The 931-nt window shown below is 47.2% G+C and carries 1 pseudogene; it reads right to left on the bottom strand.

Annotated elements, in window-relative coordinates:
- Positions 1–931: pseudogene (locus AC1DY0_RS19045) on the bottom strand (hypothetical protein); the annotation flags it as partial.

Raw genomic sequence — 931 nt, 5'->3', positions numbered from 1 at the left:
GCTTGAGGTAATGCATCCACATTAACGGTATAAGTTGATGTAGCTTTTGCAATTCCGCAAGTATTGTTACTGGTAACGGTCATGGTCAAGGTCACAGTATTGCCTTCATCTCCGGCCGCTGCAGTGTAGGTAGGTGTAAGTGTTGYTTCATTACTCAACGAACCGGCTCCGTTATGTGTCCAAAGGATTGTTCCATTTGAAGCAGTGGCTCCGCTTACTGTAGCCGTTGCATTGGAACAGATGGTTTGACTTCCGCCATTGGTAGAAGCTTGAGGTAATGCATCCACATTAACGGTATAAGTTGATGTGGCCTTTGCCGAACCACCACAGCTATTGTCGCTGGTTACGGTTAGTGTCAGTGTCACGGTTTTTCCTTCGTCTGCTGCTGTCGCAGTATAGGTAGGTGTAAGTGTTGTTTCATTGCTTAATGAACCGGCTCCGTTGTGGGTCCAAAGTATGTTACCGAACGATGCAGTGGCTCCGCTTACCGTAGCCGTTGCATTGGAACAGATGGTTTGACTTCCGCCATTGGCATCTGCCAAAGGAAGTGGGTTCACATTAACTGCATAAGTTGATGTGGCTTTTGCAATTCCGCAAGTATTGTTACTGGTTACGGTTAGTGTCAGTGTCACGGTTTTTCCCTCGTCACCTGCTGTAGCAGTATAGGTAGGTGTAAGTGTGGTCTCATTACTCAACGAACCAGTTCCGTTATGTGTCCAAAGGATTGTTCCATTTGAAGCAGTAGCTCCGCTTACTGTAGCCGTTGCATTGGAACAGATGGTTTGACTTCCGCCAGCTGCAGAAGCTTGAGGTAATGCATCCACATTAACGGTATAAGTTGATGTAGCTTTTGCAATTCCGCAAGTATTGTTACTGGTAACGGTCATGGTCAAGGTCACAGTATTGCCTTCATCTCCGGCCGCTCCGGCCG

The organism is Flavobacterium sp. P1_E4 (genome assembly GCF_056405915.1).
The sequence above is the reverse complement of the archived record's forward strand: the minus strand, read 5'-3'. Positions and strand labels throughout refer to the sequence as shown.